We start from the raw sequence: 24,581 nt of genomic DNA on the forward strand, positions 1-24,581 counted from the left end.
GGTCGCCTGGGTTTCCGGCCACCCGTCCCTGGCTCAGGCCACCGCGTCGAGCAGGCGCTCCAAGGTGGTACGGGTCGGCAGGTGCGTCAGCAGGTGGCGGACGCCGCGGTCGGCGTACCGCCGATCCTCGGTCGTCTCCGCCGCCAACGCCGCCTCGACCTGCTCGTACACGTAGTTGACCAGACCGGTCGCCGCGCCCCGGAAATCGGCCAGGCACCGTGTCGGCACGCCACCGGCCCGCCGACGGTAGCCGTCGACCAGCGCCCGCGCACCGACGGCGTCGACCCGACCGTGCGGGGCGACCGCCCAGTCCAGCAGTGCGTTCGCCACCTCCCATGCCGGCGGCTGGCCACCGGCGTGCTCCCAGCCGACGACGACGAGGCGACCGTCGGGGGCGAGCCGGGTCTGCGCCGGCCCGAGCGTGTTGTGGGTCAGCACCGGATCCGGCACCGGCACGTCGCGGCCGACCGCCGCCAGGTCCTCCAGGGCCGGCACCGCCGCCGCCAGCTGCCCGGCCCAGGGTGCCTGCCGGGCGGTCGCGGTGGCCGCCAGCCCGGCCCAACTGGCCGGACCGAGCCGTCTGGCGTGCCACGGGCTGACCCGGTCGACCGGCAACGCCAGGCCGTGCAGCGTGGCGAGTACGTCGCCGACCGCACCGGCGACCGCCGCACTCACCGGGGCCGCGAGCGGCGGCCCGGCCGGCAGCTGGTGGTACGCCCGCCACCGGTGACCACCTACGGACTCGACGACCTCGCCGTCGCGGCTGCGTACCGGGGTCGGCAGCAGCACACCGGCCGCTGCGGCGGCCAGCTGCAGGGCGACGTCGGTGTCGGCGTCGACGATCGGCAGCCAGGTGTCCATCGTACGGATGGTGAAGCGGCCCCGGTCGGTGGTGATCGACCAGCGGCGACCGATGTCGTCCGGGCGGGCCAGCGAGCGCATCGGGCCGGCGACGCTGCCCAGGTCGAAGCGGTCCGCGACCGCCCGGGCAAGCGACGGGTCGGCGGTGTCGGCCTGCCCGTGCATCCGGTCGACCTCGGCCTTGAGCTCCGGCCAGGTATGGAAGCCGTACTGACCGGCCAGCGCCGCCTGCGCGTCGGCCAGGGTCGCGGTCGGATCGACGTCACGCAGCCCGGCCAGCAGTTCCTTGGCCTGTTGCCGCAGGTGATCCAGGTGCGGATTGTCGGGGAGCGTCTTCACGGGAAACCTCGCTCTGCGCCCGGACTCGCACGGGCGGATTCAGAGCTCCGGCGTCCGTCGCCCGAACCTCGGACCTGGGGTGGCTTCGAGCCTTCCGGCGAGTCTCGGCGCGATCCCCGACGCGCTGCCGGTGAGCTTAACCGGCCACGGCGCTGCCGTCGACTGCCCCGCGCGCTGTCCGTCGCTTTCTGCCCGCCGCTCCCCGCTTCCCGCCCCCGCCGCTTCCCCGCCCGGCCGCTCCGCGATGTGAGGCTGAGATACGTTATCTGGCGCGGAATAGGTATCTCAGCCTCACATCGATGCGCCAGGATCCCGTGCGGATCGATGCGCCAGGATCCCGTGCGGACGTCGGGAATGGCCCGGGGTGCTCCGTCGCCCGCCCATTCGGTGGTGCCTCCCGGGCAGGGAACGCGGCCGGTCGGCCGCGCTGGACCGGCCGTCGTGGCGGACCCTCCCGGCCGGGGGCTGGGGAGAGGACCGTCATGGGACCGGTCGCGGCGAGCGGGGGAGCGGAGCACCCCGGGTGTCTACGGGGGCTGGTCACTCGTCGTTGACGTCGTCACCCTGGTCGTTGCCTGCGTTGTCGTGCGGATAGCCGGCCGGCATCAGGCCGGAGAGGTGCAGCACCGCCCGGACCCGTCGCGCCGAGCTCAGGTCCCACCGGTCCAGGATGGCGAGGGCGCGCAGCGACGGCCGGCACGGCGCGACCACCCCGCCGCACCGGTGGCACTCGCCGGTGGTCCGGTTCGGGATATGCGTACGAGCCGTCTCGTTCGCCTGCCGGATCGCCGCTTCCAGCGCGGCGGAGCGTGGCTGAGCGCCGTTGAGCTGGAACGGCCAGTCGCGGTCCGGGTCGATCTGCCCAGGGGTTCGCTTCGGCAGCGGAGGCCGGTTCGGTGTCAAGTCGACATTGCGTGGCGTACCGATCGAGGTGTACCGGGCGAGCCGGGGCGTCCCGCCGATTCCATCGTTCCTGGGCACTGTTCCCCCTACGTGGAGAGTGCGATTCGGGTGCCCCGGAGGGAACGCTTGCCGGTCATTCCCTCCGGGTCTGACTTCCACCCTGGACTATCCGTGTCCCGGCCAGGAAGATGTGTGGCGGTAATAGGGTCACTACTTCATCGTCGTGGGGGAACAGATGGCGAATGTGAATGAGTTTCGGCATATCCTGCGGTTGCGGCGGACCGAGAAAGGGTTGTCGCAGGACGCGCTCGGCTCACAGGTGCACGTGACCGGTTCGCAGATCGGCCACTACGAGACGGGGCGCTCACTGCCGCCCGACGACCTGGCGGTCAACCTGGACCGGGTGCTCGGCACCGGCGACGAGCTGCGCCGGCTGGCCGAGCAGGCGCGCGGCGAGGCGGTCGCTCCGTGGATGCGTCCGTGGAAGCTGAACGAGTCCCGGGCGGTGCAGCTGCGTTGGTTCGAGCACTCGCTCATCCCGGGGCTGCTGCAGACCGAGGCGTACGCCCGGGAGGTCATCTCCGCTGGCACGCACACCGAGGTGCAGATCGAGGAGATGACCCGGGAGCGGCTGGAGCGGCAGACGGCGGCGCTGGAGCGGGCACACCCGCACCCGGTGCCGCTGACCGCGATCATCGGCGAGGCGGCGCTGCGGGTCGGTCCGTCGGCGCTGATGAAGGACCAGCTGGAGCATCTGGTCGACATCGGCCACCGGCAGACCGTGCACGTGCGCGTCCTGCCGTTCTCCGCCGGGCTGCATCCGGGCCTGACCGGGGCGTTCGTGTTGGCGACCCTGCCGGACGGCGGAACGGCGGCGTACATTGAAGACCAAGTCGCGGGGCGGGTCTGCGAGACCGCCGACAAGCTCCGCCACCTGGTGCTCGCCTGGGAGATGATCTGCGCGCGGGCACTGCCCTGTAACCAGTCCCGTGACCTGATCCTGAGAGTGATCGATGAGCATGAGCGAGCCGGTGTGGCGCACGTCCACCCGTAGCGGCAGCAACGGCGGTGCCTGTGTCGAGGTCGCCGACAACCTGCCCGGCCGGGTGCTGGTCCGGGACAGCAAGGACCGTGCCGGCGGGACGTTGACCTTCGCCCCGTCGGCCTGGTCCCGCTTTGTCGCCTCGACCAAGCATGCCATTTAACTGATCTTGGCGGTGGTCGTGGCAGCGCGAGCCTGCGTCGAGTGGCCACGGTCGAGGGCACCCACATGGTTGTCTCCGGGCCGGTTTGACGACAATGACGGTTCCCTCGACTGCGCGGATCAACGTTCCGAAGGCCGGGGCTGATCCGGTCGGCCCGAAAGGTCGTGACCTTGGGCCTGGCTGGCCGGGATCCCACCGGGAAAGGGTGGACGTGGGCGGGTCCGGGCGACCGGTCCGGACCGCGCCGCCACAGGAGGCGGAACCCATGTCCGAGCAGCGGTACGCGGGTAAGGTCGCGCTGGTCACCGGCGCCGGCTCCGGCATCGGTCGGGCGGTGGCGCTGCGGCTGGCCGCAGAGGGAGCGACGGTGGTCGGCTGCGACGTCGACACCGATGGGCTGGACGGCACCGGCAAGCTGCTTGCCGCCGCCGGACACGCCGCCGACCTGGTCACCGCCGATGTGACCGTGCAGGCCGACATCGACGAACTGGTCACCCGGCTGCCCGGCGGGCGATCGTCAACATCGCCTCGATCGGTGGGCTGACCGGTTCGGTCGCCGGGTCCGCGTACGTGGCGTCGAAGCACGGCCTGATCGGACTGACCCGTTCGACGGCGTTCCTGTACGGCGCGGACGGCATCCGGACCAACGCTGTCTGCCCCGGCGGGGTGGAGACGAACATCGGCCGCAGCGCCCAACCGAAGGTCGAATGGGCGTACGAGCGACTGTCGAAGTCCTTCGCCGGTCACGTGACCCGGACCGCCGCACCGGACGAGGTCGCGACCCTGGTCGCCTGGCTCGGCAGCGACGAGGCGGTCAACGTCAACGGCGCCGTCATCACCTCGGACGGCGGCTGGACCAGCTGACCCGCCACCGGAGAGGCAGCGCCCCACCGGACGGTTTCGCCGCAGCCGCCGGACGCGCTGCCGGGCCAGTGGGGCGCGGATGTCCGCCAGGTCAGCCGGACCCGCGCAACCGCTGGTACGCCCGGTCCAGCTCGGTCCGGGCGGGTGCGCCGCCGGACACCGGCTGCCAGAAGTCGGGGTCCGGCGGCGCTGTCACGTCGACCCGCTTGCCGGCTGTGGTGTCGAAGCCGAGTCGCCAGGCGTGCAGATGGGTCCGCATGCCGTTGGCAGCGGCGGCCCGGTCGAACAGCGGGTCACCGACGATCGGGTGGCCGATCCAGGCCAGGTGCACCCGGATCTGATGCCGGCGGCCGGTCAGCGGCGCGACGGCGAGCAGCCGGTGCGTGGCGTCGGCTGCCGCCGTACCGGATCCGGTGGTGCCCCCGTCGGACCCGGCGGTGACGGCGGTGATCCGGCTCTGCGACGGATAGGTCTTGACGTGGTCGAACTCGGCCCCGGCGGCGAGCGACCAGCGCGCGGCGGCGGCGTCGAAGCCGATGTCGGCGCGGTTACCGGCGACCCGGACCCGGTTCTTGCGGCCCACGCTCAGCGGCAGGTCGACGACGCCGACGTCGGGCAGCGGCGCGCGAGCGGCATCGGCATCGGTGGCGGCGGCCGACACCACGGCCAGATAGACCTTCTCCACGGTACGGCGGTTGAACTGCCGGGTCAGGTCGCCGTGGTGGCGCAGCTGTTTGGCGAACAGGATCGCCCCGGAGGTGTTCTTGTCGATGCGGTGCACCGGGAAGACCGGCTCACCGGCCTCCTCGGCGAGGCGGGCCAGGTCGGTGCCGTGCCGTTCGCCCATCACCGACACACCGGAAGGCTTGTTCAACACCAGGGCGGTGTCGTCCTCGAACAGGACGGCACCGGCGCGAAGTTCGGTCCACAGGTTCACCGGTGGCCGAGGATACGCCGCACGTGGCGGCGTACCCCCGGCGCACCCTGCGCTCGCATCGAGAGGCGATGCGCCGGACGGCTCAGCCGGCGGTGGACCAGATGGCGGTGAAGGCGGCGGCCTCACCGGCCAGCCAGCGCTCCACCTGGTCGGGGCGGGAGGTGACGTCCGGACGCCGGAAGGTGGTGCCGCGCCGTAGGTCGACCAGGACCGGCTCGGCGTGCGGCAGCACCTGGTCCATGTGCCGGGCCATCAGGTGCAGGGCCGCGGTGTACGCGTCGGGGCTGGGTGGCTGGTCGTCGAAGTGGATCCGGACCGCCTCGGCGTGCCCGTCGGCGTACCGCAGGCCGAAGTGGGGGTTGACCTTGACGGGAAGGTTGCCGACCATGCCGAGTGCGTCGTGGGTCTGCGCCAGCTCCACCTGGCTCAGGTCTCCCAGCGACTCCAGGTAGCGCTGGGCACCCGGGACGAGGGTGGCGTACAGCGGCTGCCAGCGCTGGGCGACCTGACCGACCACGGCGGCCAGGTGGCTGCCGCCGGTGCGGAACCGAATGTCGGCCTTGAGCGCCTTGACCAGCTGCCCGTGTGGGTTGAACCCGGAGCGGCTGACCCGCTGCCGGCGCAGCCCGCCGACGAAGGTTGCCTTCGCCGGCCCGGACTGCCCGACATAGCGGGTGAAACCGAGCAGAGTCGCGTACGGGACCGGGGCGGGGTTGGTCGGTGCTGCGGTGGGGGTCGAAGCGGTGGCAGGAGGGGGTGCGATCACGGCGTTCCTTCCCAGGTCAGGAGCCGGATTAGTACACCCATTCTAATCGAGAGGTGACGCTGCGCCCAGTCTTTGATCACGCTGCGCCGCGTCTGTGGCCGCCCGGTGGCCTCGGCCGGCTGCTGGGCGCCGGCGTGTTCGGCAGCGTCAGACAGTGGCTGCGCTACCTCGACGTCGCCTTCCCCGGGCACCGGCCGGCCGACTGGTCCGAGCAGCTGGCCCGGACCGAGGCCCGCCTGCGTGAGTTCGGCCGGATGAAGGTGCTGCAGAAGATGGGCCAGTCCAGCCCGGCCGACGCCGGTGCGCAGCTCGGCAACGTCCGCTGCCGGGTACTGATCGTCGAAGGGACGCTTGACCCGGACTGGGCCGACCCGCGTGCCGAAGGTGAGGCGATCGTCGCGGCGCTGCCCGCCGGTCTGGGTACGGTGGCGATGATCGACGGAGCCGGGCACTACCCGCACACCCAGTTTCCCGACCAGGTGGTCGCGCTCATGCTCCCGTTCCTGGCCGAGACGGCTGGTGCCGAGGGCCGGTCCTGACGGGTCTTCACCAGACAGTGCCGGATGGCAGTATCGACAAATGGACAACTCGGCGACCCGGGGCAACATCCGTAGCGTCGCCGGCCTGGTCGGTGTCGCACCGGCGTTGGCTGTGGTCGTCAGCCTGGTCCCGCGCGACGAGCCGGGGCCGGCTGAGTCGTGGCGGCCACCCGCCGGTCACGTCGTCGTCGACACCGTCGACCTCGGTGACGACCGCACGATGCGGCTCTGGGTGCAACCGGGCAGCTGGTACGTGCAGCGCCTGGTCGACGGCGAGCACGAGGCATTCATCGGCGCCGGGAGCGGGGGTGATCAGTTCACCGTCGCCGAGGTGTTCGAGGCGTACGTGGGGACGGTTCCCCTGCCGGACGCGCGTGCGGTCCTGGTGCGGTCGTCGGGAGGTGCGGCCGTCCGCGTCGGGGTCCACAACGGGGTGTTCATCGTCGCGGATTCAGTGGCAACGCCGGACGATAGGGGGTTGCTGGTGACCTCACTGGGCCCGGCCGACGCCGTTCTTGCCGTCGAGGCGTCCGTCCCGATCGCCGGGCGTGCCCGGTGAGGTCACCGCCATGATCACTTGACGTCCTGCAGGGCAGCTACCGGCGTGTCGGCCGAATTTCGCGCAAGTGATCACTCAGCTCTGGTCGCGGCGCGGGATAGCGACGCTGACCGTCAGAGCTGACCGACGGCGGTGACGTGCAGCACCGCGCTGCCCGCCTCGTCCGAGGCGGCGAGGTCGACCTCCGCGCTGATTCCCCAGTCGTGGTCCTCGGCCGGGTCGGCGAAGATCTGCCGGACCAGCCAACGCTCCCGCTCCTGCGTGATCAGCAGCAGCGCCGGTCCACGGGCGTCCGGTCCGGTGCCGATCTCGTCGTACTCGTCGAAGTAGGGCTCCAGCGCGTCGGCCCAGGCGTCGGCGTCCCAGCCGGAGTCGGCGTCCAGCTCGCCGAGCTCGTCGTAGCGGCGCAACGCGGCCAGCTCCACCCGGCGGAACAGCGCGTTGCGGACCAGCACCCGGAAGGCCCGGGGGTTGCCGGTGACCGCCGGCGGCCGGTCGTCGGCAACCACTGCGGCCTCGGGGTCGTCGGTCGGGTTGCGCAGCCGCTCCCACTCGTCGATCAGACTGGAGTCGACCTGGCGGACCAGCTCACCCAGCCACTCGATGAGGTCGACCAGCTCCTCGGTCTTGGCGTCGTCGGGCACCGTCTGGCGCAGGGCCCGGTACGCGTCGGCCAGGTACCGCAGCACCAGACCTTCCGACCGGGACAGCCCGTAGAAGTTGACGTACTCGACGAAGGTCATCGCCCGCTCGTACAGGTCGCGGACCACCGACTTGGGCGCCAGCTCGTAGTCGGCCACCCACGGATGCCCCTGCCGGTACGTCTCGTACGCCATCTCCAGCAGCTCGGCCAGCGGCTTCGGGTGGGTGACCTCGTCGAGCAGTTCCAGGCGGGCCTCGTACTCGATGCCGTCGGCCTTCATCTGCGCGACCGCCTCGCCGCGGGCCTTGTGCTGCTGCGCGGAGAGGATCTGCCGGGGGTCGTCCAACGTCGCCTCGATGATCGACAGCACGTCGAGCGGGTACGTCGGCGACTCCACGTCGAGCAGTTCGATCGCGGCCAGCGCGAACGGCGACAGCGGCTGGTTGAGCGCGAAGTCGAGTTGCAGGTCCACGGTGAGTCGGACCCGCCGGCCCTCGGCGTCCGGCTCGGGTAGCTGCTCGACCACCCCGCCGGCGCGCAGCGCCCGGTAGATGGCGATCGCCCGGCGGATGTGCCGGCGCTGCGCCGCCCGGTCCTCGTGGTTGTCGGTGAGCAGATGCCGCATCGCGGTGAACGCGTCGCCGGGCCGGCTGATCACGTTGAGCAGCATCGCGTGGCTGACCCGGAAGCTGGAGGTCAACGGCTCCGGCTCGGCCTCGACCAGCCGCTCGAAGGTCGGTTTCCCCCAGCCGATCGACCCCTCCGGCGGCTTCTTACGGACCACCTTGCGCCGCTTCTTCGGGTCGTCACCGGCCTTGGCGAGCGCCTTTTCGTTCTCGATGACGTGCTCCGGGGCCTGCACCACCACGGTGCCGAGGGTGTCAAACCCGGCCCGCCCGGCCCGCCCGGCGATCTGGTGGAATTCGCGGGCCTTGAGCAGTCGGGTGCGTACCCCGTCGTACTTGGACAGGCCGGTGAACAGCACCGTGCGGATCGGCACGTTGATCCCGACGCCGAGGGTGTCGGTGCCGCAGATGACCTTGAGTAGCCCGGCCTGGGCGAGGGTCTCCACCAGTCGGCGGTACTTGGGCAGCATGCCGGCGTGGTGCACCCCGATGCCGTGGCGGACCAGCCGGGACAGGGTGCGTCCGAAGCCGGAGGAGAACCGGAAGTTGCCGATCGCCGCGGCGATCGCGTCCTTCTCCGCCCGGGTGCACACGTTGATGCTCATCAGCGCCTGGGCCCGCTCCAGCGCCGCCGCCTGGGTGAAGTGGACCACGTACACCGGGGCCTGGTGGGTACTGAGCAGCTCTTCCAGGGTCTCGTGCAGCGGTGTCGTCGCGTAGGTGAACATCAGCGGCACCGGCCGCTGCGCCGAGGAGACCACGGCGGTGGCCCGCCCGGTCCGCCGGGTCAGGTCGTCGACGAACCGGGTCACGTCACCGAGCGTCGCCGACATCAGCACGAACTGGGCCTGCGGCAGCTCGATCAGCGGCACCTGCCACGCCCAGCCCCGGTCCGGCTCGGCGTAGAAGTGAAACTCGTCCATCACCACCTGGCCGACGTCGGCGGCGGAACCGTCGCGCAACGCCAGGTTGGCCAGGATCTCGGCGGTGCAGCAGATGATCGGCGCGTCGGCGTTGACGCTGGCGTCACCGGTGAGCATCCCCACCTCGGACGCGCCGAAGATCTCGCAGAGCGCGAAGAACTTCTCCGACACCAGCGCCTTGATCGGCGCGGTGTAGAAGGTGACCCGGTCGTCGGCCAGGGCCGCGAAGTGCGCGCCGGTGGCGACCAGGCTCTTGCCCGAGCCGGTCGGGGTGTTCAGGATGACGTTCGCCCCGGAGACGATCTCGATCAGCGCCTCGTCCTGGTGCGGGTACAGCTCCAGGCCACGGCCGGCCGCCCAGCCGGCGAACGCCTCGTAGACGGCGTCCGGGTCCGCGCCGCGCGGCAGCAGGTCGGTCAGGGTCGGGGCGGTCTGCGTCATCAGATGCCTTCCGTGGATACTCCGGCGTTGCGGCCGGGGAGGAAACGGACTCCTGTGGAGCATGGCAGGGAAAGTCGATTCGCCGCCGGGGCGGATCGACGTCCACTACCCGCACACCGGGACATCCGGCATGCGAACAAGTGTGCTAACGTGGTGTTGCCTTTCCGGTGACAACCAAGCCGGTCGGGCCTACCGCCGGGCTGGTGGGAAGTAACGTCTGTGGAGACTGTGTAAGACCGATGGGCGGTACCCCGTCCCTCGCCGTTGATTCGGGTCGGCTGTGGTCGGCGAAGCAGAAAACTCGATCCGTGAGGGTTGAATCTCCCTGCCTCAGCAGGGGGAGATGTCAAGTCTGTCCATCCTGCCTGCCGCCGCCGTCGGCCGCCAACATGGGTACGCCCGTCAGCCGTCGGGCGTACCCATGACGCGTTCGAAGACCAGGTCCAGCGCAGGTCGGCCGGCGCGGACCCCGCGCCGTTCGAACTTCGTCTCCGGCCGGTACGCCGGCCGGGGCGCGTACCCGTCGTGCAGGTTGCGCAGCTGCGGGTCGGCGGTCAGGGTGGCCAGCATCGCCTCGGCGTACGGCGCCCAGTCGGTGGCGCAGTGCAGCCGCCCACCGGGCCGCAGCCGGGAGCGCAGCAGCGCCACATGCTCGGGTCGGACCAGTCGCCGCTTGTGGTGGCGGGCCTTCGGCCACGGGTCGGGGAAGAACGCGTGCACCGCGTCCAGGCTGCGTTCGGGCAGGCAGCGGCGGGCCAGGTCGAGGGCGTCGCCGGTGGCAACCCGGACGTTGGTCAGCGCGTGCTGTTCGATCAGCGCCAGCAGGTTCGCGATGCCCGGGGTGTGCACCTCGACGGCCAGGTAGTCGCGGTCGCGGTCGGCCGCCGCCATCGTCGCGGTGGCGTCGCCCATGCCGAAACCGATGTCGAGCACCACCGGTGCCGTCCGGCCGAACAACGCCGCCGGGTCCAGCGGCGCCGGCAGCTCGGCGACCACGGTCCGGTACGCGTCGGACAGCCGGTCGAGCGCGTCGTGGTGTCGGCTGCTGAGCCGTCCCCGGCGCGGGTGGTAGGTGCGGATGCTCACGTGGCGACAGCCTATCTCCGACACCGAGCGTGTCCGGGGTGTCATCCAGGGCTGCGTGGTGAGAGGATCCCGGCAGCGTCGCGGAGAGGATGGTGACCGATGTCCGTACGCCGTTCACTGGCCACCGTGGGGCTGGGCGTGACTCTCGCGGTCATCGGCGGGCTGCTCGGCGCGGCCCCGGCCCGGGCCGCCGACGTGTTCGTCGATCTCAATCCGAGCACGGTGGAGTCCGGTTACCTGGTGGGCATCCGGGCCAGCTGTACCGACAACACCGCGCCGGCCACCGTCGAGTCCGACGCGTTCGGCAGCGTCGAGGTGCGTCCGCAGTTCGAGGAGCTCACCGCGGCGGTGACCGTGCCGGCCGAGACCGAGGCGGGCAGCTACCGGGTGCGGTTGACCTGCCCGGACGACCGGTCGGCGGCCACCACGCTGTACGTGCTGGATCCGACCCGGCCCAGTCGTGGCCCGGCCACCGGCTTCGGTGGCACCGCCGGTGACGACGGTGCCGGCGGCCTGCTGACCGGGGTAGGTGTGGTCGCGCTGGCCGCCGGTGCGGTGCTCGGCGTACTGACCCTGCGTCGGCGCCGGTCGGCCTGACCGGGCGCGCGGCAGGGGAGGGGACGGGCCGTGGCGAAGGGCGGTGGCCGGGGCTGGACCGGGCCGGCCGCGATCGTGCTGGTGCTGGTCGGGCTCTTCGCGATCGGTTCCGGCGGCGACGGCAACTGGCGGGACATCCTGGCCGGCGGCAACAATCCGCCGCCCCGGGAGTTCCCGGTGCTGGAGCCGAGCCGGCCGATCCGCATCGCCGTCCCGTCGCTCGACATCCGCGCCCCGGTGCACTCGGTCGGGCTCGCCGACGACGGGTCGATCGCCGTACCGGCGCTGCACCGGCACAACCAGGCCGGCTGGTACGACGGGGGGCCGACGCCCGGTCAGTTCGGGCCGGCGATCATCGTCGGGCATGCCGACACCCGGGACGGGCCGTCGGTCTTCCATGATCTGGCCGACATCGAGCCGGGGGCGACCGTCGAGGTGACCCGGCGGGACCGGGTGGTGGCCGTCTTCGAGGTCAACTCGGTCGATTACTTCGGCAAGGACGAGTTGCCGATCGAGCAGGTGTACGGCGACTACGCTCGGCCCGGCCTGCGGCTGATCACCTGCGGTGGCGAGTGGCTGGGTGACGGCATCGGGTACGCGGACAACATCGTGGTGTTCGCCTCCCTGGTGCAGACCAGGGACAGTTGAGGCGTCAGCCGGGCCTGTGACAGCTGCCTGCGGGTCGGCCGGTGAACCGTTGCCGGACGGACGCCGTACCTCTGGTCGCGCCCGCTGCGGTCCCACTCCGGGGCGGGCGTGCGGACGGGCCTCCACCACCGCCGGCCGCCCCGGAGTGTCCCGCCATCCGGAAGGCGGAAAGATAGCCAGCACATCCAGCAGCACCGAGGAGGATTCATGAGCCAGACGGCGCAGATCGGGGTCACCGGTCTGGGGGTGATGGGCCGTAACCTGGCCCGTAACCTCGCGCGGCACGGCCATGTGGTGGCGGTCCACAACCGGTCGGTCGGCCGGACCAAGGAGATGATGGCCGAGTTCGGCCACGAGGGCACCTTCCTGCCGGCGGAGAGCCCCGCCGATTTCGTGGCCTCGTTGGAACGGCCCCGCCGTGTGGTGATCATGGTCAACGCGGGGGCCGCCACCGACGCGGTGATCAACGAGTTCGCGCCCCTGCTGGAGCCGGACGACATGATCATCGATGGCGGCAACGCCCACTTCCTGGACACCCGCCGGCGGGAGGCGGAGCTGCGCGAACGCGGCCTGCACTTCGTCGGCACCGGCGTCTCCGGTGGCGAGGAGGGCGCCCTGCACGGGCCGAGCATCATGCCCGGCGGTTCGGTCGAGTCGTACGCCGCGCTCGGTCCGCTGCTGGAGGACATCTCGGCCAAGGTCGACGGCACGCCGTGCTGCGTGCGGATCGGCCCGGACGGCGCCGGCCACTTCGTCAAGATGGTCCACAACGGCATCGAGTACGCCGACATGCAGCTCATCGGTGAGGCGTACGACCTGCTGCGCCGCGCCGGTGGGCTCACCCCGGTGCAGATCGCCGACGTGTTCCGCAGCTGGAACTCCGGTCGGCTCTCCTCGTACCTGATCGAGATCACCGCCGAGGTGCTCGGCCACAACGATGCCGTCACCGGCAAGCCGTTCGTCGACGTCGTGCTGGACCAGGCCGGCCAGAAGGGCACCGGCCGGTGGACCGTGCAGGGTGCCCTCGACCTCGGGGTGCCGGTGAGCGGCATCTCCGAGGCGGTCTTCGCCCGGTCGCTGTCCGGCCACGCCGACATCCGGGCCGCCGCCGCCGACCTGCCGGGCCCGGTGGAGAGCTGGGCCGGTTCGGCCGACGAGCTGATCGCCGACGTCGAGCAGGCGCTGTACGCGTCGAAGATTGTCGCGTACGCGCAGGGCTTCCACCAGATCCAGGCGGGCAGCGCCGAGTACGACTGGGACATCGACCTCGGCGCGGTGGCCCGGATCTGGCGCGGCGGCTGCATCATCCGGGCCGCGTTCCTGGACAAGATCCGGGCGGCCTACGCCACAGCGCCGCAGCTACCGACGCTGCTGACCGACGGGTACTTCGCCGAGGCGCTGGCCGGTGCCCAGCAGGGCTGGCGCCGGGTGGTGGCGACCGCCGCGCAGATCGGGGTGCCGGCTCCCGGGTTCGCCTCCGCGCTGGCCTACTACGACGGGCTGCGCGCGCCCCGGCTGCCGGCCGCCCTGATCCAGGGGCAGCGGGACTTCTTCGGCGCGCACACCTACCGCCGGGTCGACGCCGAGGGCAGCTTCCACGTGCTGTGGGCCGACGACCGCAGCCAGGTCGAGTCTCGCTGACCCGACCCGGCCGACTGACCCGGTCCGGCCGTACGGTCGCCGTGGCTGGCGTACCCCGTCAGCCACGGCGATCGGCAGCGGTGGCTCAGGCCAGGTCGACGACGACCGGGGCGTGGTCGGACGGGGTCGGGCCCTTGCGGGCGTCGCGGTCCACGTAGGCCGCCCGGACCCGCCGGTTGACGGTGCCGCTGGCGTAGACAAGGTCGATCCGCATGCCCATGTTCTTCGGAAACATCCCGGCCCGGTAGTCCCAGTAGGTGTACGGGTGCGGGCCCTTCATCGGTTGTGGCACCACGTCGACCAGGCCGAGGGCGAGCAGGTCGGCCAGCGCGGCCCGTTCGGCCGGGGTGACGTGGGTGGATCCGGCGAACACCGTCGGGTCCCACACGTCCACGTCGGTGGGCGCGACGTTGAAGTCGCCGCAGACCAGCAGATCGGTGGCGGCCTCCGCAGCGAGCGCGCGGCGCAGCCCGGCCAGCCAGTCCAGCTTGTACGTGTAGTGCGCCGAGTCGGGGCTGCGCCCGTTCGGCACGTACACCGACCAGACCCGGACCCCGGCGCAGGTCGCCGCGACGGATCTGGCCTCCGGCAGCGGAAAGCCGGGCTCGGCGTCGAACCCGGTCCGTACGTCGTCGAGCCCGACCCGGGACAGCACCGCGACGCCGTTCCAGCGACCGTCACCGTGCGCCGCGACCTCGTAGTCGAGGTCACCGACCTCGGCGGCCGGAAACGCGGCCGCCGAGCACTTGGTCTCCTGAAGACACACGACGTCCGGGGCGGTGTCGGCCAGCCAGCCGAGTAGCCGGTTAAGCCGGGCCTTGACCGAGTTGACGTTCCAGGTGGCGATCCGCACCCGGCCAGCGTGCCACAACACCGGCCGGTTTCGCCGGACCGGGCAGGTCACCCGGGGGAGGGCCGCCTCTGAGCCGGTCAGCCGGGCAGGTCACCGGGCCGGGTCTGCTCGGCGAGGAAGCGCTCCAGCTCCGCGCCCAGCTCGTCGGCGGTCGGCAGCGGCCCGCTGGACTCGGCGAGCAGGTTGGTGCCGGACCGACCCCGGGTAAAGCTGTCGTACTGCTCCTCCAGCGCACTGACCAGGGAGCCGGCCTCTTCGGTCTGGGCGACCTGCCGGTCGATGTCCTCCCGGACCGCCTCGGCGGCGCTGTGCAGCTGCTCGGTGGGCAGCAGCAGACCAGTGGTCCGCGAGACGGAGTTGAGCAGTAGCTCGGCGGCGGCCGGGTACTCGGCCTGGGCCACGTAGTGCGGGACGTGCACGGCGAAGCCCACCGCGTCGTGGCCCTGCTGACCGAGGCGGTACTCCAGCAGGTGCCCGGCGCTGCCCGGCACCTGGACCCGCTGCAGCCAGGGTTCGTAGCCGCTGATCAGCTCGCGGCGGCTGGCGTGCGCGGTGACCCCGGTCGGCCGGGTGTGCGGCACCGCCATCGGGATGGCGTTCAGCCCGATCGTGGTGCCGACGTTGAACTGGCGGTTCACCGCGATCGCCGCAGCGGTGAACCGTTCCCACTGCAGGTCAGGCTCGGGGCCACCGAGCAGCAGGAACGGCGTGCCGGCGTCGTCACGCATCAGGTGGACTTCGAGCCGGGGCTCCTCGTAGTTCTCCCAGTGGTCCTCGACGAAGAGCATCACCGGCCGGCGGGACCGGTAGTCGAGCAGCTGGTCGATGTCGAAGGTGGCCACGACCTCGTGCTCGAGGGAGGCGAGCAGGTGCTCACGGGCGAGTCGGGTCGCGTTGCCGGCGTCGACGAAACCCGTCATCGCCTGGATCAGCACCGGCTGACCGAGCTCGGGCACCTCGTCGACGACGTCGTAGAGCTCGTGTGGGTCGAGCACCGGGCGCAACCTCCTCAGAACGGTACGGCGGGTACGGCATCTCCAATTGCGGCAACGCTAGTCCCATGCCGGCGCATTCCGCTTTCCGGGTCAACAATTACTGATCGGCTCCTGCCTGTCCGGGGGATGCCGCATCCGGCGGGACGGGTGATGCCCGCCGGCCGGACGGGGGAGTGGTGGGGTGGTGGCGGGAGGTAGTCGGTTAACAGGCGATAAATGCTGTAGTAAACAGTGAAGAGCGAAATTTCGTTTACCGGTGGTTTGCCCTGTGTGTTCAGTCGTGCCGATGCTGCTGAGGGGTCGTCCGATTACCCGACGAGAGATTGTGGCGCCCATCACAAAATCACCCTAGGTGATCGGGTTTCGGCCTGCCTAGCCTCGTCGAATGCCTGATGACGACACCACAAGGAGCGAGGACGCCACCCTGAGTCGCGATGACCGTTCGGCTGATGTCCCCTCGGACACCATGCCGACCGGTGCGACCCGGGCCATCGCCCGGTGGGAGCGCCTTCGCAACCGGCTGCCCGCCCTGTCGTATCCACACTCCGTCCGGCCAACCTCCCAATCGTTCGGAGCCACCCTGCGTAACCGTCCCGGTGCCCGGACGGCGCTGGCCGCCGCCGTCGTCTGCGCCCTCGGCGTGGTCGCGGCGGTCGAATCGACCGCTGCGGCGCCGGAGGCGACCGGGCCGGCTCCGGCCGCCGCCGAGGCCGACCTGCAGCGCCGGGCCGCCGCGGCCGACGGTGCCTCCCGGGCCCAGCGACCCGAGCCCGGCGACGGGGAACCGGCGGCTGCCGCGGCAGTCCAGGCCGCTGAGACCACCGAACCACCGGCCGACCCGGACGTCGCCGCGGTGGAGCCCACCGAGACCGCCGAGCCCGCCCCGGAGCCGACCTCGACCACCGTCGCCCCGGTCGCCGGGCTGTCCCAGGTGCAGATGGACAACGCCACGGCCATCGTCGACGCCGGCCTGGCGTTGCAGTTGCCGCGCCGGGCCATGGTGATCGCGGTGGCCACCGCGATGCAGGAGTCGACCCTGCTCAACCGGGCCAGCGAGGTGCTGCCGGAGTCCAAGAACTACCCGCACCAGGGCACCGGCTGGGACCATGACTCGGTCGGGCTGTTCCAGCAGCGCACCAGCACCGGCTGGGGTGCGGTGGCCGACCTGATGAACCCGACCTATTCGGCGACCCAGTTCTATCTCGCCCTGCAACGGGTGGCCGGCTGGGAACAGCTGCCGTTGACCGTCGCCGCCCAGGCGGTGCAGGTCTCGGCGTACCCGGGGCACTACGCCCAGCACGAGGCCGCTGCCGACGCCGTGGTCACCGCGGTGCTCGCGGCCCGCTGAGCACCGCCTGTCCCGTTCCGCCCGTCCCACGGACCGACCGGAACACCGGTCAAGCCCTTCGACCGCGTACGCCGCCAGCGGCCCTTGGTCACCCGGCCAGGCCGCTGGCGGCGTACGCCACCTCGGCCAGCAGGTTCTGTCCGTCGGTGTCCGGGTGGAAGTAGTCCAGCCGGTTCAGTTGGTCCACGGTGAACTGGGTGTCGTGTACCGCTCCGTCGTCGAACCGGCACCGGTCGCCGTACGCCCGGCAGGCCCCGGCCAGCTCGCGGTTGTACGCCGCGACCCGGTCGCGTACCGCCGCCCGGCGCTGTGTCGCGGCCTCGTCGGTCGCTGTGGCGTCGGCCAGCAGCGACGGACACACGCCACGGTCCCAGGCCCGCACCACCCGCTCCTCGCCGTGCCCGATCTCCCACAGCCGGTACAGGTCGGGGATGCTCAACACCAGGACCTTTGCCCGCGGCAGCCCGTCGCCCAGCACCCGTAGGGCTCGGTCGACGTCGTCACGGAACGCCGCCGCCGAGGTCATGTCCTGCGGCGTCGCCCGGCACGCGTCGTTCGCGCCGATCAGCACCGTCACGTACTGGGCCGAGACGTCCACCGCCGACGCGGCCTGGTCGGCCAGCGCCGCCGCCCGGGCCCCCGGCACCGAGAAGTCGTGCTCCTGCCCCTCCATAGCGGGATTGATCTCGGCGATCCGCTGGTACAGGCTCTCCACCCGGAAACCGTCGCCGGTGGACCACGAGTTGCGCCGGCAACTGGTCAGTACGATGCAGGAGCCGTACCCGGCGGTGATCGAGTCGCCGAGCGCCGCCATCGACGACGGCAGGTCGGTGCCAGGTGGCGGCGGTGCCGGCGTGCCCGGCCCGTCGCCGTCCTCGCCGGCTTCGCAGGCCAGCGCCACGAGGGCGCAGACAGCGGCGGCGCCGGCCACCCAACGTCGGTGCATCCGGACCTCCAGCGAGACGCAAAGCGACGGAAGGGTAACTATATGCGTCGGCGTGGATCTGGCGACACCCACCGGCCCCGGTCGGTTGACAGCTCCGCCAGAAAATCGGGCAGGGACCGCCGGGGCACCCACCCCTGGCCGTACGCCCGACCCAGCTCCAGCACCGTGCCGTACGCCAACTGCTCCACCGCGTACCTCGTCAGCCGGCCGGTACCCGGCACCCCCAGCCGGGCCGCGCCGCCGGCCAGCGCCGCCGCGCCCAGCGCCACTGGTACCGGCACCCGCAGCGGCCGCGCCGGCCGCCCGGCCGCCGCCAGCACCCCGGTGACCACGGCGTCGCGTGAGTACGGCGTCGCATCCGCCACGTTGTACGGTCCAGGTGGCCAGCACAGCGCCGCCAGGCAGGCGTCGGCCAGGTTCTCCACCGCCGTCAGGCTCATCGCCACGTCCGGACCGGGCAGCGGCACCCGACCCCGCCGGACCGCGGCCAGCAGCCGGGGCAGCAGGTGCGGGTCGCCGGCCCCGTAGACCGCCCGGGGCCGTAACACCACCGCGCCGGCCGCCAGCGCCAGCCGCTCACCGGCGGCCTTGGTCCGCCCGTACCCGGTGCGTTGGCCGTCGGTCGGGTGATCCTCCCGGATCGCGACGCCGTGCCGACCCGGCCGGTAGACGCTGGCGCTGCTCACCCAGACCACCGGCCGGTCGGCCGCCGCCCGCAGCAGGCGGGCCGTGCCCGCCACGTTCACCGCGTGGTACGCGGCCTGCGCCGCCGCGTCGGCCGGTGGATCCCCGACCGCCGCCGCCAGATGTACGACGGCGTCGATGCCCCGCAGTTCCGGCACCTCCCGGGCGGCGTCCCACGGCACGTGCCGGCCCACCGGGCCGGGTCGGCGGCCCACCGCCACCACCGCCGCGCCGGCCGTGGCGGCGGCCCGCGCCACCGCCGACCCGCAGAAGCCGCTGGCCCCGGTCACCGCGACCCGCAGCCCGGTCAACCGGGTGTTCACCGGGTCGCCCGGATCGTCAGCCGGGCCCAGCCCGGCAGCGCCGACCGCCGGTCCACCCGCGCCCCGGTCACCACCGGCCGGTACGGTGCCAGCGCGGCGAGCACGTCGTCGAGCTGGGCGTGGGCCAGCCGGGCACCGGGGCAGTGGTGCGGGCCGGTGCCGAACACCAGATGCCCGACCGCCGCCGGCACCGGCGCGGCCGGATCCGGGTGCGGCGCACCGGCCCGGGCCGCGTGCCGGGCGACCAGCAGCAGCCGGTCGCCGGCCCGCAGCGGCCGGGTGTCGGCCCGCAGCGGCCGGGTGTCAGCCAGTTCGGCGGCACCGGCCACCACCCGGGGCAGCACCGGGCTCGGCGCGGTCACCCGCAGCAGCTCCGCCACCAGCGCCGCCCGAGAATCGGCACGGTCCGCCGCCGGCCACAGCCGGTCGTCAGCGCACCAGGCGACCGCCCGGGGGATCGCCGCCACCGTCGTGTTGATCGAGGCGACGGCCAGCATGCCGCCCCGGGCCGCCTCGTCCGCCGGCCCGCCGAGCAGCCGGGTCAGCTCGGCGGCGGCCGACGCGGTGGCGGCGCGATCCCGGCGGGCCCGGCCCGGCCAGCGCAGCCCGGGCAGATGCCCCCGGGCGGCGAGCGCCGCAGCGGACCGGGCCGCATCGGTCAACGCGTGCGCCGGCACCGACACGTCCAGCATCGCGGCGGTGCTCGCCCCGGACAGCTCGACCACCAGGTCGACGACATCCACCTCGGCCCCGTCGCCCAGCGGTGCCAGCCGCCGCCGCAGTACCTCCAACCAGACCGGCCGCAGCCGGGCGACCCCGTCGGCGCCGAACACCGACGCGGCACCCCGGCGGGTCTGTCGGTGCCCGGCGCCGTCCTGGTCGAACAGGAACCCGTCGCCGCCGGTGGCCCGGCGCGCCGCCCCGGCGGTGGTCCGCTCGGCCGAGCGGTCCACCGGGACCCGACGCAGCGCGTCGGCGAACGGCGCCGCGTCGTGCACCAGCACGATGCGGCCGATCCGGCGCACCGGCGCGCGTCGGGTCGCCGCCAACAGAGCGAACAGCACCGGATGGCTGCCCAGGTAGACCCGCCGGTCCCGGCGGCGGCCCCGCCGAGCCGGGCGCGGTTCACCCATCGCGGGCCACCCTTGTCGCCGCCCGCCGGTCCGGCTTTCGGGACCGCCCGGCCAGCGGGACCCGGGCGAACACCACCCGGTCCGGCCGGGCCGACCCCATCCGGTCCAGCACCGGCCGCAGCGCGGCCCGCAGCCGGGCCCGGTCGGTGCCCGCCTCCGGCTGCACCACGGCTACCAGCTGTTCGTCACCGTCGTCGGCGGGTACGCCGACCAGTACCGCCAGCGCCACCCCGGGTACGTGCAGAGCCGGCTCGTACAGCCCCGGGTAGATGTTCTCCGCCGCCCGCAGCACCATGTCCTTGCACCGGCCGGCGAGCACCAGCCGGTCGCCGTCGAGCCGGCCGACGTCGCCGGTGGCCACCTCGGCCGTCGGCGGTTCACCGAGGTACCGGTCCGCCTGCCCCGGACCGGACAGCCACACCTGTCCGGTGTCGTCGACCCGGGCGGCCACCCCCGGAAGCGGCCGGCCCACCAGGTCCCCGTCGGCGGCGTACCCGCGCTTGTCGGCCTCCTCCACGGCGGCGGCCGGGAACAGTTCGGTCAACGCGTACACCCCGTACGCCCGGTCCGCGCCCGCCCGGCGGACCCGGCCCAGCAGGGCGGCGCTGACCGGGGCCGAGCCGCTGAACACCTGCCCGGTCAGCCGGGGCGAGTGGTCGAGCACCGCGCGCAGCTGCGGCGGTGTCAGGTACGTCGCCTGCGGCCGCAGCCGGGTCAGCTGCCGGGCCAGCAGCGCCGGCGACCGGGCCGGCAACGCCACCGGCGCGCCGGCCGCCAACGCCGGCAGCAGCACAAAGAACGTGCCGCCCAGCACCGGCGCGTCGGGCTGCGGGTCGACCAGTCCGGTCACCGCCCGCATACCGGCGGCCAGCCCTGCCCGGGTGTGCACCACCGCCCGGGGCCGGCTGGTCGTCCCCGAGGTGAAGACGATCACCGCGTCACCGTCGCCGTCGAACGGCGTCGGCAGCGGGCCGACGCCCGCCGGCAGCGTCGGCGCGCAGCCCGGCAACCGGCGGCCGACCGTACGGACCGGGGCGATCCGCGTCAGGTCCGGCAACGCCAGGTGCGCGCGGCGGGCGAGCGGGCCGGCCCAACCGGCCACCGCCTGCGCTGCCGCGTCGGCCAGCACCAACGCCGGCTCGGCCACGGTGAGCCGGGCGGTGAGCACATCCGGGCCGGCCGTCGGGTCCAGCACCGCCACCCGCACGCCCAGGTGGTACGCGGCCAGCAGCACCGCCAGCGACCGCAGCCCCGGTCGTACCGCCAGACCGAGGGTGTCCCCGGCGGTGAGCCCGTGCCGGGCGAGCGCGGCGGTGTACCGGTCGGTGAGATCGGTCAGGTCGCCGGTGGTGGCGCGGATCCGGGACCGGCCGGTCAGCGCCGTGGCGGTCAACACCGCCGGTCGGTGCGGGTCGGCGCGCAGCACCGTGGCGAGGCGGTCCAGCATCAGCGGCGGCCCTTCATCAGTCGTGGCCCTTCATCCGGTGGCGGGTCCGGCAACGGTGGCGGTCCTTCCCGGTCGGCGGCGTCACCGCGGGTCCTCAGCCAACGGGCCGGCACCCCGGTCCAGGTACCAGGCGGCGGTGCGGCGCAGGCCGTACGCCCGCAGCCGCCGGGTCGAGTTCTCCACCACCATGTCCCGGCGGTGGACGATCGCCGACGTGGTGCGGCGTACCCGGTTTAGGAAGGCCCGGTCGGTCGGCGACGGCCGGCGCGGCATGCCGCCGCAGGCCTGGTACAGCTCGGCGGTGACCGCCATGTTGTTGCCGGCGTGCATCCGGTACGGCGCCAGGTAGCCGCCGGTGCGCCGGTGCGCCGGGCGCAGCCGCCCGAACGTCGCGGCGAGCAGCACCAGCGCCCGGAACCCGGCCCGGCCGAGTGGGCCGTGTTCGTCGCGCCGGGCCCGGATCGCTCCGCAGACCAGCCCGGCCCCGCCGGCCAGGCCGGCACGTGCCGCCGCCACCCAGCCGGGCTGCGGTAGACAGTCCGCGTCGGTACGGGCCAGCCATCGGGCACCGTGCGCGATGGCGTACCGGAAACCGGTGTCGACCGCGGCGCCGACGCCCTTGCCCGGCTCCCGCAGCAGTAGGACCGGAAACGGCGCGGCCGCGGCGAACCGTTCGACCACGGCGGCGGTGCCGTCGGTGGAGCCGTTGTCGACCACGACCAGGGTGAAGTCCCGGTCGGTCTGGTCAGCCAACGCGGCCAGCGTGGCACCGATCCGGGCCTGTTCCTGGTACGCCGGCACCACCACCCACAGCGGCCCGGCACCGGCTGCCGCCCGGGCGGCAGCCGGCTGCTCGACCGCCCGGGTCACGGCTTCTCCCAGACCATGGTCATCACGCTGACCCCGCCACCGAGGCCGATCGCGAGCACCCGGTCGCCGCTGTCCAGCCCGGCGTCGACCCGGGCCAGCTGCACGCCGAGCGTGGCGCTGGCCAGGTTGCCCAGCTCGTCGACGGTGACCTCCAGCTTCTCCTTCGGCACCCCGGTGACCTCGATGAAGCGTTCCAGGTACGGCACGCTGACCTGGTGCACCAGGACGCGTTCGTAGTCGACCCAGTCCCAGCCGGTGCGCCGCCGCACCCGGTCCAGGATGTCGGTGCCGATCCGTTCGAAGACCGACCGCAGCGCGTGCCCGTCGCCGTGGAAGTAGGTGTGCTCGTCACCACGCGGGTGGCGGGACCCGCCACCGAGGATGCCACCGACCGACCAGTGCCCGGAGTGGGTCTCGGTGTCGATGTCGACGATCCCGCCGCGCCGGACCGACTCGACCAGCACCGCCGCCCCGCCGTCGCCGAACGTGTAGCCGGCGAACGACGACCGGGCTTGCACCATGCTGTCCAGCCGGGGACGCATCACCCGGGTCGGTGTCTCGCCGGTGACGACCAGCGCCCGCCGCGCCCGTCCGGCGACGATCATCGAACGGGCCAGGTCGATGCCGTTGATGAAGCTGTTGCAGGCGTTGCTGACGTCGACCGCGTGCGCCGAGCCGCCCAGCTCGGCCTGGACGATGTGCGCGGTCGCCGGCTCGACGATGTCCCGGCTGGCCGAGGCGAACAGCAGCAGGTCGACGTCGTCGGGGGTGCGCCCGGCGGCGTCGAGCGCCCGCCGGGCGGCCCGCACCGCGAACGTCGAGGCGTACTCGTCGTCCGCAGCGACTCGACGCTGTCCGATCCCGGTCATCGTGGCGAACAGGCCGGGCGGCAGCGCGACGTCGCTGGCGGCGGCGACACGGTCCTGTAGGTCGGCGGTGGTGAGGGTACGGTCGGGCAGGCTGACGCCGACCCCGGTGATGCCGACCCGGGGGACGGGCCACTCCGGTGGCGACGGAACGTTCATTCGCTCAGCTTCCTGCCGGACCGGGCCGGTCCGGATGAGTAGGGATGCTCAGCCCGACCTGGTGGTGCGGGCCCGCGTCGGTGGCGAGGTTACGGCCCGGTGTCTGCCGGGTACAGCCCGGGGATGGCCACGAAGTCGCAGCCCAAGGGGGCCCGGGGTACCGTCGGTCACGCCTACAGCGCACTGAATCTGCGGCTGGCGATGGCCGGCTTCGGACTGGTCTTCTGCACCGTGCTCGGGGTGCTCGCCTGGCGGGCCGACCTGACCGCCGGCGCGGTCGTTCTGTGGGTGTTGGCCGTGATCGCCGTGGTCGACCTGGTCGTCGTCCAGCGTCGCCGCCGGGCCCGCCGGCGGGAGCAACCGGGCGTACGGCACTCGCTGTTCGAGTGACGCGGTGCTCGCGCCCCTCGCGTGACCCGGGGTCCCGCCGTTCGAGTGAGCGGAACTCGGTGGCCCCGCCCGACGTTGCCGGCTGGCGTGACCGCCATGTTCGGCACCGTCGGCGCTGTGCGACTCGCAGGTCTTCACCTGCCGGGCGCCGCCGTCGTGTGCGCGTGGCTGGCTGGTACCCGAGGCTGACCCTCCTCCCGCTGCGGCAGAACCACGGAGGTGGGTGAACCGGTCCTTCCGGCGCCGCCCGTCGACGGGTGCGCCGGGCGGCGTGGTTCTGACGCGGTCGGGCGGTCTGGCACCCGCCCGCGTTCGCCGTCCGCCAGCTCGTTCCCCCACCCTGGAAGATCATCATGGCCAAGAGTCAGTTCGTGCGGGCGAAGCCGCACCTCAACATCGGCACCATGGGCCACGTCGACCACGGCAAGACCACCCTGACCGCCGCGATCACCAAGGTTCTCGCCGACCGGGACCCGACGGCCAACCGGTTCGTGTCCTTCGACGGCATCGACCGGGCGCCGGAGGAGGTCTCGCGGGCATCACCATCAACATCTCGCACGTCGAGTGCGAGACCGCGACCCGGCACTACGCCCACGTGGACATGTCCGGCCACGCCGACTTCGTGAAGAACATGATCACGGGGGCGGCGCAGGTGGACGGGGCGATCCTGGTCGTCTCCCGGAACTGCTCGACCTGGTCGAGCTCGAGGTCCGCGACCTTGTCGCCGAGTACGGGTCCCCCGGTGAGCAGGTGCCGGTGGTGCGGGTGTCGGCGTTGCGGGCGCTGGAGGGGGACCCGCGCTGGGTAGACTCCATCGTGGAGCTGCTCGACGCGGTCGACCGGGGCACCCTGCGGCTCGGCGACCCGGTGGAGGTGGTCGGGCTCGGTCCGACCCTGTCGACCGTGGCGACCGGGCTGGAGACGTTCGGCAAATCGCTAAAGCCGTACCCAGTGGACGGCGACCGGGATCGCCTTCTGCTCACAGCAGA

Annotated in this window: 25 protein-coding genes and 1 pseudogene; 12 read left to right on the forward strand and 14 right to left on the reverse strand. The window is 72.8% G+C overall.

From position 1 onward, the window contains the following. Positions 1-33 precede the first annotated feature (33 nt). Together ACFHWU_RS21450 and ACFHWU_RS21455 are read right to left on the reverse strand one after the other, a co-directional pair. On the reverse strand, positions 34-1,200 hold the full coding sequence (locus ACFHWU_RS21450; RefSeq protein WP_416591410.1) for a phosphotransferase: 1,167 nt from the start codon (positions 1,198-1,200) through the stop codon (positions 34-36). A gap of 540 nt (positions 1,201-1,740) precedes the next feature. Next, a complete protein-coding gene (locus ACFHWU_RS21455; protein WP_416591411.1) occupies positions 1,741-2,181 on the reverse strand; it encodes a hypothetical protein in 441 nt (146 codons plus the stop codon). 157 nt (positions 2,182-2,338) lie between these two features. Between ACFHWU_RS21455 and ACFHWU_RS21460 the strand changes: the two genes are divergently transcribed. From ACFHWU_RS21460 to ACFHWU_RS21475, 4 genes are all read left to right on the forward strand, one after another. Beyond that, positions 2,339-3,157: a helix-turn-helix domain-containing protein gene (locus ACFHWU_RS21460; RefSeq protein ID WP_416591412.1), complete on the forward strand. Its 819-nt coding sequence runs from the start codon at positions 2,339-2,341 to the stop codon at positions 3,155-3,157. Further along, on the forward strand, positions 3,117-3,308 hold the full coding sequence (locus tag ACFHWU_RS21465) for a DUF397 domain-containing protein (protein ID WP_416568898.1): 192 nt from the start codon (positions 3,117-3,119) through the stop codon (positions 3,306-3,308). Before ACFHWU_RS21460 ends, ACFHWU_RS21465 begins: the two co-directional genes overlap by 41 nt. A gap of 265 nt (positions 3,309-3,573) precedes the next feature. After that, the gene (locus ACFHWU_RS21470; RefSeq protein ID WP_416556713.1) at positions 3,574-3,852 is read left to right on the forward strand and encodes an SDR family NAD(P)-dependent oxidoreductase; all 279 of its coding nucleotides are present in this window, start codon (positions 3,574-3,576) and stop codon (positions 3,850-3,852) included. Further along, positions 3,849-4,172 (forward strand): SDR family oxidoreductase, encoded by a 324-nt coding sequence (locus tag ACFHWU_RS21475; protein WP_416568909.1) that lies wholly within the window; start codon positions 3,849-3,851, stop codon positions 4,170-4,172. Before ACFHWU_RS21470 ends, ACFHWU_RS21475 begins: the two co-directional genes overlap by 4 nt. Before the next feature lie 91 nt (positions 4,173-4,263). Here ACFHWU_RS21475 and ACFHWU_RS21480 read toward each other — a convergent pair whose 3' ends face one another. Next, on the reverse strand, positions 4,264-5,109 hold the full coding sequence (locus ACFHWU_RS21480) for an RluA family pseudouridine synthase (protein WP_416556712.1): 846 nt from the start codon (positions 5,107-5,109) through the stop codon (positions 4,264-4,266). A gap of 82 nt (positions 5,110-5,191) precedes the next feature. After that, positions 5,192-5,872: a hypothetical protein gene (locus ACFHWU_RS21485; RefSeq protein WP_416591422.1), complete on the reverse strand. Its 681-nt coding sequence runs from the start codon at positions 5,870-5,872 to the stop codon at positions 5,192-5,194. Between the two features lie 56 nt (positions 5,873-5,928). On the opposite strand from ACFHWU_RS21485, the gene ACFHWU_RS21490 reads away from it, so the two are divergent. Together ACFHWU_RS21490 and ACFHWU_RS21495 are read left to right on the forward strand one after the other, a co-directional pair. Then, positions 5,929-6,414 (forward strand): alpha/beta fold hydrolase, encoded by a 486-nt coding sequence (locus ACFHWU_RS21490; RefSeq protein WP_416591413.1) that lies wholly within the window; start codon positions 5,929-5,931, stop codon positions 6,412-6,414. Positions 6,415-6,454: 40 nt separating this feature from the next. Then, entirely contained in the window at positions 6,455-6,973 is a 519-nt protein-coding gene (locus ACFHWU_RS21495) for a hypothetical protein (protein ID WP_416591414.1), read from the forward strand. Between the two features lie 113 nt (positions 6,974-7,086). Here the strand turns inward: ACFHWU_RS21495 and ACFHWU_RS21500 are convergent, their stop codons facing one another. Next, positions 7,087-9,606, reverse strand: a complete 2,520-nt coding sequence (locus ACFHWU_RS21500) for a DEAD/DEAH box helicase (RefSeq protein WP_416556709.1) — start codon at positions 9,604-9,606, stop codon at positions 7,087-7,089. A 402-nt stretch (positions 9,607-10,008) separates the two neighbouring features. Beyond that, positions 10,009-10,692 carry a tRNA (guanosine(46)-N7)-methyltransferase TrmB gene (trmB, locus tag ACFHWU_RS21505; protein ID WP_416556708.1) on the reverse strand — a complete coding sequence of 228 codons (684 nt, stop codon included), beginning with the start codon at positions 10,690-10,692 and terminating at the stop codon, positions 10,009-10,011. A gap of 99 nt (positions 10,693-10,791) precedes the next feature. Between trmB and ACFHWU_RS21510 the strand changes: the two genes are divergently transcribed. From ACFHWU_RS21510 to gndA, 3 genes are all read left to right on the forward strand, one after another. After that, entirely contained in the window at positions 10,792-11,289 is a 498-nt protein-coding gene (locus tag ACFHWU_RS21510; protein ID WP_416556707.1) for a hypothetical protein, read from the forward strand. 30 nt (positions 11,290-11,319) lie between these two features. Continuing rightward, the gene (locus tag ACFHWU_RS21515) at positions 11,320-11,937 is read left to right on the forward strand and encodes a class F sortase (RefSeq protein ID WP_416591415.1); all 618 of its coding nucleotides are present in this window, start codon (positions 11,320-11,322) and stop codon (positions 11,935-11,937) included. Positions 11,938-12,144: 207 nt separating this feature from the next. Continuing rightward, positions 12,145-13,578 carry an NADP-dependent phosphogluconate dehydrogenase gene (gndA, locus tag ACFHWU_RS21520; protein ID WP_416556705.1) on the forward strand — a complete coding sequence of 478 codons (1,434 nt, stop codon included), beginning with the start codon at positions 12,145-12,147 and terminating at the stop codon, positions 13,576-13,578. 85 nt (positions 13,579-13,663) lie between these two features. Here gndA and ACFHWU_RS21525 read toward each other — a convergent pair whose 3' ends face one another. After that, the gene (locus ACFHWU_RS21525; protein ID WP_416556704.1) at positions 13,664-14,431 is read right to left on the reverse strand and encodes an exodeoxyribonuclease III; all 768 of its coding nucleotides are present in this window, start codon (positions 14,429-14,431) and stop codon (positions 13,664-13,666) included. 77 nt (positions 14,432-14,508) lie between these two features. Next, entirely contained in the window at positions 14,509-15,426 is a 918-nt protein-coding gene (locus ACFHWU_RS21530; protein ID WP_416556703.1) for a proteasome assembly chaperone family protein, read from the reverse strand. Positions 15,427-15,811: 385 nt separating this feature from the next. Here ACFHWU_RS21530 and ACFHWU_RS21535 point away from each other — a divergent pair, with 385 nt between their 5' ends. Next, positions 15,812-16,774 carry a hypothetical protein gene (locus ACFHWU_RS21535; RefSeq protein WP_416568901.1) on the forward strand — a complete coding sequence of 321 codons (963 nt, stop codon included), beginning with the start codon at positions 15,812-15,814 and terminating at the stop codon, positions 16,772-16,774. 88 nt (positions 16,775-16,862) lie between these two features. On the opposite strand, the gene ACFHWU_RS21540 is transcribed toward ACFHWU_RS21535, so the two are convergent. The 6 genes from ACFHWU_RS21540 to ACFHWU_RS21565 form a co-directional block, all read right to left on the reverse strand. Then, positions 16,863-17,720: a GDSL-type esterase/lipase family protein gene (locus ACFHWU_RS21540; protein ID WP_416556701.1), complete on the reverse strand. Its 858-nt coding sequence runs from the start codon at positions 17,718-17,720 to the stop codon at positions 16,863-16,865. Between the two features lie 38 nt (positions 17,721-17,758). Further along, entirely contained in the window at positions 17,759-18,727 is a 969-nt protein-coding gene (locus ACFHWU_RS21545) for an NAD-dependent epimerase/dehydratase family protein (RefSeq protein ID WP_416556700.1), read from the reverse strand. Beyond that, a complete protein-coding gene (locus tag ACFHWU_RS21550) occupies positions 18,724-19,860 on the reverse strand; it encodes a cytochrome P450 (RefSeq protein WP_416591416.1) in 1,137 nt (378 codons plus the stop codon). Before ACFHWU_RS21550 ends, ACFHWU_RS21545 begins: the two co-directional genes overlap by 4 nt. Continuing rightward, entirely contained in the window at positions 19,853-21,307 is a 1,455-nt protein-coding gene (locus ACFHWU_RS21555) for a class I adenylate-forming enzyme family protein (protein ID WP_416591417.1), read from the reverse strand. The genes ACFHWU_RS21550 and ACFHWU_RS21555 overlap by 8 nt, the downstream gene beginning before the upstream one ends. Positions 21,308-21,388: 81 nt before the next feature. Beyond that, positions 21,389-22,177 carry a glycosyltransferase gene (locus tag ACFHWU_RS21560; RefSeq protein ID WP_416568903.1) on the reverse strand — a complete coding sequence of 263 codons (789 nt, stop codon included), beginning with the start codon at positions 22,175-22,177 and terminating at the stop codon, positions 21,389-21,391. Then, a complete protein-coding gene (locus ACFHWU_RS21565) occupies positions 22,174-23,202 on the reverse strand; it encodes a 3-oxoacyl-ACP synthase III family protein (protein ID WP_416591419.1) in 1,029 nt (342 codons plus the stop codon). The genes ACFHWU_RS21560 and ACFHWU_RS21565 overlap by 4 nt, the downstream gene beginning before the upstream one ends. Before the next feature lie 123 nt (positions 23,203-23,325). On the opposite strand from ACFHWU_RS21565, the gene ACFHWU_RS21570 reads away from it, so the two are divergent. Then, positions 23,326-23,592: a DUF6343 family protein gene (locus tag ACFHWU_RS21570; protein ID WP_416556695.1), complete on the forward strand. Its 267-nt coding sequence runs from the start codon at positions 23,326-23,328 to the stop codon at positions 23,590-23,592. 353 nt (positions 23,593-23,945) lie between these two features. After that, positions 23,946-24,531: pseudogene (locus tag ACFHWU_RS21575) on the forward strand (GTP-binding protein); the annotation flags it as partial. Positions 24,532-24,581 lie beyond the last annotated feature (50 nt).

Source organism: Micromonospora sp. LOL_015 (assembly GCF_048060275.1).
In the GTDB taxonomy this organism is placed as follows: Bacteria; Actinomycetota; Actinomycetes; order Mycobacteriales; family Micromonosporaceae; genus Micromonospora_E.

What these genes read in the sequence shown, in the direction of transcription:
- ACFHWU_RS21460 (WP_416591412.1), top strand. Translation starts at nt 2,339, where the DNA reads ATGGCGAATGTGAATGAGTTTCGGCATATCCTGCGGTTGCGGCGGACC.
- ACFHWU_RS21465 (WP_416568898.1), top strand. Translation starts at nt 3,117, where the DNA reads ATGAGCATGAGCGAGCCGGTGTGGCGCACGTCCACCCGTAGCGGCAGC.
- ACFHWU_RS21470 (WP_416556713.1), top strand. Translation starts at nt 3,574, where the DNA reads ATGTCCGAGCAGCGGTACGCGGGTAAGGTCGCGCTGGTCACCGGCGCC.
- ACFHWU_RS21495 (WP_416591414.1), top strand. Translation starts at nt 6,455, where the DNA reads ATGGACAACTCGGCGACCCGGGGCAACATCCGTAGCGTCGCCGGCCTG.
- ACFHWU_RS21500 (WP_416556709.1), bottom strand. Translation starts at nt 9,606, where the DNA reads ATGACGCAGACCGCCCCGACCCTGACCGACCTGCTGCCGCGCGGCGCG.
- ACFHWU_RS21510 (WP_416556707.1), top strand. Translation starts at nt 10,792, where the DNA reads ATGTCCGTACGCCGTTCACTGGCCACCGTGGGGCTGGGCGTGACTCTC.
- gndA (WP_416556705.1), top strand. Translation starts at nt 12,145, where the DNA reads ATGAGCCAGACGGCGCAGATCGGGGTCACCGGTCTGGGGGTGATGGGC.
- ACFHWU_RS21535 (WP_416568901.1), top strand. Translation starts at nt 15,812, where the DNA reads ATGCCTGATGACGACACCACAAGGAGCGAGGACGCCACCCTGAGTCGC.
- ACFHWU_RS21540 (WP_416556701.1), bottom strand. Translation starts at nt 17,720, where the DNA reads ATGCACCGACGTTGGGTGGCCGGCGCCGCCGCTGTCTGCGCCCTCGTG.
- ACFHWU_RS21550 (WP_416591416.1), bottom strand. Translation starts at nt 19,860, where the DNA reads ATGGGTGAACCGCGCCCGGCTCGGCGGGGCCGCCGCCGGGACCGGCGG.
- ACFHWU_RS21555 (WP_416591417.1), bottom strand. Translation starts at nt 21,307, where the DNA reads ATGCTGGACCGCCTCGCCACGGTGCTGCGCGCCGACCCGCACCGACCG.
- ACFHWU_RS21565 (WP_416591419.1), bottom strand. Translation starts at nt 23,202, where the DNA reads ATGAACGTTCCGTCGCCACCGGAGTGGCCCGTCCCCCGGGTCGGCATC.
- ACFHWU_RS21570 (WP_416556695.1), top strand. Translation starts at nt 23,326, where the DNA reads ATGGCCACGAAGTCGCAGCCCAAGGGGGCCCGGGGTACCGTCGGTCAC.